Raw genomic sequence first — 4,190 nt, forward strand, 5'->3', positions numbered from 1 at the left:
TTAAATTCTATATCATAAGTTACTCTAATTTTGCCCATAGAAAAATCCCCTCCATAGTAAACAGATTAATGTGCTTTCTTTTTACTGTCTACTATAAGGGGATCATATCACCTTAGGGTGTCTTTTCTTTATGCGTAAGAACCTCGCCATCTTATGGAAACGGCGAGGTTCTTATCTATATTATTTATTATCTTGTTCCAGATTTTTATCAAGATTAGAATTACTATCATTATGGTAACGTTGGTAGTTCTCTTCATGTAGCCTTTGTTGTTCTTGTTCAACTTTATTGTCATGATCAATCACCTTAACAACAAAAAATAATATTACGATTACAAATATAACAAATGGGATGAGAGCAGTTTTAGAAAGCTCCTTTAAATCCTCTTTTGCTTGTCGCTTTTCTTCTCCTGTTGAAAAAAGATAAGCAAATAAAGCTATTATAAATGCGAAAAAACCTAAGAGTATTTCTACAACTGCAAAAATAGCATCTAACATTACTTATGTATCCCCCTAATATAACATATATGTATTACTAATTAGCCAATAATTACCTTTCACATTATATCAGCTAGAGTACACAGAAGTATAATAAGTTATTTGTATAGTTTATTTTATTAATTAACATGCATTACTATAACATAATTCAAGTCGTCCGAAGACCCCTTAAGTTTTTTTCTTTTTTATGAAAAGATAAGATCCTAGCTCCGATCTTACCTTTTTTTATTTGTTAATTTACAATAGGGCTAACGCCATACACCCATTCTTATGATTAGTTCGTTTTACTTTTAATACTCTCAGTTGCTTTTTTAAATAGTTTCATTGCCTGTTCTGCTTTATTATTTGCCTGTTCCAACTTACTATCATTTTGTTCTCCTAATGCTTCTGAAAGTAATCGCAGAGCATCCCAGTAATTATCCATTGCCTGTTTTATCTTTTCTTGTTCAACTTCTAACTCTTTAGGTGCCTCAAGGTATTTTATGTCTCTTACGTGTATTTTTGCCATATCCAAACTCAGTTGGATTTCACTTTTCTTTGACTCATAATCCTTTACATCTGAATGTCCAATATCTTGTATCAGTCTGATAACTTCATCCATCTTATTTGTATTTTCTACGATGGCTACTTTGTATTTATCAACTTCTGAACCACTAACTTTTTCATTTAAATCATCCTCACGATGACCCTCTTTCGCATGTTTCTGGTTCTCTTCCTTTACCTCTTGCTCTATATCAGGGTATTTCTCGTTTATCCCCTTAAATACTGTCTCCCATTTAGAAACACCATCATCTATCCCAAACATACCGGTTTGTATGATTTCTTTTGCTTTATCCTTATTATATTCGCCATCATACTTACGGTCATCATACTGTCTAACTGCATCTTCTACTTTTATTAGTTGTTTTCTAATCTCTTCTACCCCTTCTTGTATTAAGAATTGGTAGTCTTCATACTTTTTAGGTGGCTTGATTTTTTCAAAACGGTTTATATCCAAACTAATGTGACTAATTAAAGAATCTATCTCACCTATGTAGACACTCTTTTCTGTAAATAATTCATCAGTTTTCTTTTCTAGTTTTTTTAAATGATACTGGAATTCTAAGTGCAGTTCAGTCAAACGATAAGGGTAATCTTTTTCAGATACTTTTACCTTCTTTTCACCTTCCGTGTCTGATACATTTGATTTACTTTCTTTACTACTTGATTCTTCTTCCTTACTTCCCTTTTCATACTCAATTCTAGACAATGCGTTTCTTAGTTGGTTTTCAATGTGCTCATCACTATAGTGCAATTTCTTTAGGTCAGATACCATTTTATCTGCATCATAATACTTATCTACTTTTCTATACTCTGACTGTGTAAGTCCATATGTATTTAATGTACAACCTACTAGCATGAAACTAACACTTAACCCTGCTATTGCGATACCCTTAAATGATTTATTAAAATTCATTTTAAACTTATCTCCTTTTTCTTTTAGTAATTCTTTTCTTCAACAATAGACAGACCTTCATCAGTTTTTGCATTGTCTGCAGCGTCAGTTTAGCTTTCCTAACTTATTGTTTCAGTCTTAACTTGAATTCCTTCCTTATAATTACAAAAAGGATATACCTAAACATATAACTGCTAGTAAGATATATCCTTATATTATTTTATAATGATAATAATTAATGAGTCAAAGTGATTTTGTGAAAATTATACAAAACAGGCATAATTTATTAGTTACTTGTCAAGTTATGCTTGGTACCACAATAAGATACTAGAGAATTTCTCATTGTAGTACCCTCTACTACCTTTACAGGAGTAGCAACACGTCTTCATCAACCTAACAAAGCAAATAACCAAACAAAATTTTGTGCTAACTTGTGACAAAAACCCTCATTTTTTCGTTTCGGGGAAATTCTGAATTCTTAAATTGATCTGCATGGGGTACAGCCACATCACCATCAAGCTAACAGAACAAAATACACCCTAAAATAAAAAACGCCATCCTTTCCTAAGATTCTACAGAAAGAATAGCGTATTTTTTCTTTTTATGGATACATTTTTTAGCTCGGTAACGATGGGTGTTACCTCAAATATAATTATTTTATTTACATGTTTCTTTTAAATTTGTTTCAAATCTTTTCATAGGTTGGTATACAAGAACGTGTAGTGATAAACCTATCACTGCAGTAATGTTTAAAATAATACTTATAATCATTAAAGACCATTCTATAACTGGAGAAAAGTATCCATTCGTACTTAACGTAGAAGAGCTTATACCAAGTATTAAAATCACTATTAGTAAAGGTAAGTTTTTAACCAATTTGAATCCCCCTTTAAATGTAATATCTTTATATTATTATATCACACACTAGCTTATGTACTTAATATAAGATAGTTATCTATGGGCAATTTCACATGTTTTTTTGTTACAAGTTAGCACGAAATTTTGTTCTGGGGTACTATAAAATTTCCGCTTGATGGCGATGTGGTTCTATCCCATCGCTATCAAGCTAAGAAATTCATTGTACATCAAAACGAAAAAAGATGAAAAAATAATAAAAAGCTTATCATTAAGTGCTAAAAGATAAGCTTTTTTTATCTATACTTATTAAATTTTATTTGATTTCTTCCATGCTAATACTGTAATAAGATATTGAATACCAAATAGGAAAGCGAAAAGTATAATAAATCTTGCTATTACTGCTAACCATCCAACGAAATCTTCAGGTAAGTTATATTTGTATGTAGTAGCACCTATTGCGACAAAACATAAAATAAAGGTAGTACTCATTTTTTCTTTTAACTTTTCATTTAATTGTTCTTTATTATTAATATCTGTTTCATAAATACCAGTCAAAATAGATTTAATAAAAAAGAATATCATATAAAAAATTATAATGGCTAATGAAGCAGCCCATTCTAAAAATGGACGGTGTAGATATGCTCCCCTTATTATAAAATCAACAAAAGCTATAAGTAGGACAATAATTCCAGATTGAGCCCAAATTTTCATTTCAATTTGTTGGATTCTTTCATCTGGGTGTGTACTGAGTGAAAACCATTTTTTTAGTTTTTCCATTTTAAAATTCCTCCCAAAATAATTTATCTAAACTTTTATCTAGTGTTTTAGCTGTATGAATGCAAAGTTTTAAAGAAGGGTTATAATTATTACTTTCAATAATACTAATGTTATGTCGTGTAACATTTACAATATTAACCAACCCTTGTTGGGTCAGACCTTTTTCAACCCTTGCAATCTTCACTTTACTTAAAGACATTAAATACACCTCACTTGTAAAGATAACTTCACACCATAAATCTTATATTTTATATATTAAATTATTAACAACATAAATGAAATATATATTTTACATTTAGTCATTTATAGGTTGCAAACTCCTGTGTTTTTGTATCTAAAACTATCCTACAAATATAAAAACAGGCCATTCTTTCTGTAGAATCATAGGAAAGGGTGAATTTATTATATCTATTTCTATATATAATAAATTAGAAGTATTTGTTCAAGAGATTCAAAGTTACTTGTACTTATCTCCCAATTAATTGTGCAATCTAACCTTTTCATCTACTAAGTTCTTTTACAGCCCTTCCCGAACGAGAAAGCCCCTCGCCTTTAGGCATGGGATGAAAGTGAGGTTGGATAAGGAGTGCACTAAAAACCGCAAGGTTTGTGGCACTCTAAGTAT

General features: G+C 30.4%; 5 protein-coding genes. All 5 read right to left on the reverse strand.

Going from position 1 to position 4,190, the window contains the following annotated elements; translation table 11 throughout:
* Window positions 1-180 precede the first annotated feature (180 nt).
* A complete protein-coding gene (locus MR167_RS30695) occupies window positions 181-495 on the reverse strand; it encodes a fucose 4-O-acetylase (RefSeq protein WP_242316185.1) in 315 nt (104 codons plus the stop codon).
* Between the two features lie 274 nt (window positions 496-769).
* Window positions 770-1,951 (reverse strand): DUF7018 domain-containing (lipo)protein, encoded by a 1,182-nt coding sequence (locus MR167_RS30700; protein WP_242316186.1) that lies wholly within the window; start codon window positions 1,949-1,951, stop codon window positions 770-772.
* Window positions 1,952-2,587: 636 nt separating this feature from the next.
* Window positions 2,588-2,806 carry a hypothetical protein gene (locus MR167_RS30705; RefSeq protein ID WP_089149374.1) on the reverse strand — a complete coding sequence of 73 codons (219 nt, stop codon included), beginning with the start codon at window positions 2,804-2,806 and terminating at the stop codon, window positions 2,588-2,590.
* Between the two features lie 288 nt (window positions 2,807-3,094).
* On the reverse strand, window positions 3,095-3,565 hold the full coding sequence (locus tag MR167_RS30710; protein ID WP_242316187.1) for a DUF6773 family protein: 471 nt from the start codon (window positions 3,563-3,565) through the stop codon (window positions 3,095-3,097).
* A gap of 1 nt (window position 3,566) precedes the next feature.
* The gene (locus tag MR167_RS30715; RefSeq protein WP_016083073.1) at window positions 3,567-3,764 is read right to left on the reverse strand and encodes a helix-turn-helix transcriptional regulator; all 198 of its coding nucleotides are present in this window, start codon (window positions 3,762-3,764) and stop codon (window positions 3,567-3,569) included.
* Between the last annotated feature and the right edge of the window lie 426 nt (window positions 3,765-4,190).

Origin of the sequence: Bacillus cereus group sp. BfR-BA-01355 (assembly GCF_022663675.1) — a bacterium.
Classification (GTDB): Bacteria; Bacillota; Bacilli; order Bacillales; family Bacillaceae_G; genus Bacillus_A; species Bacillus_A thuringiensis_S.

Bases quoted from the DNA above. Each gene is read 5' to 3' on its own strand.
- MR167_RS30695 (WP_242316185.1), bottom strand. From the start codon at position 495: ATGTTAGATGCTATTTTTGCAGTTGTAGAAATACTCTTAGGTTTTTTC.
- MR167_RS30710 (WP_242316187.1), bottom strand. From the start codon at position 3,565: ATGGAAAAACTAAAAAAATGGTTTTCACTCAGTACACACCCAGATGAA.
- MR167_RS30715 (WP_016083073.1), bottom strand. From the start codon at position 3,764: ATGTCTTTAAGTAAAGTGAAGATTGCAAGGGTTGAAAAAGGTCTGACC.
- MR167_RS30700 (WP_242316186.1), bottom strand. From the start codon at position 1,951: ATGAATTTTAATAAATCATTTAAGGGTATCGCAATAGCAGGGTTAAGT.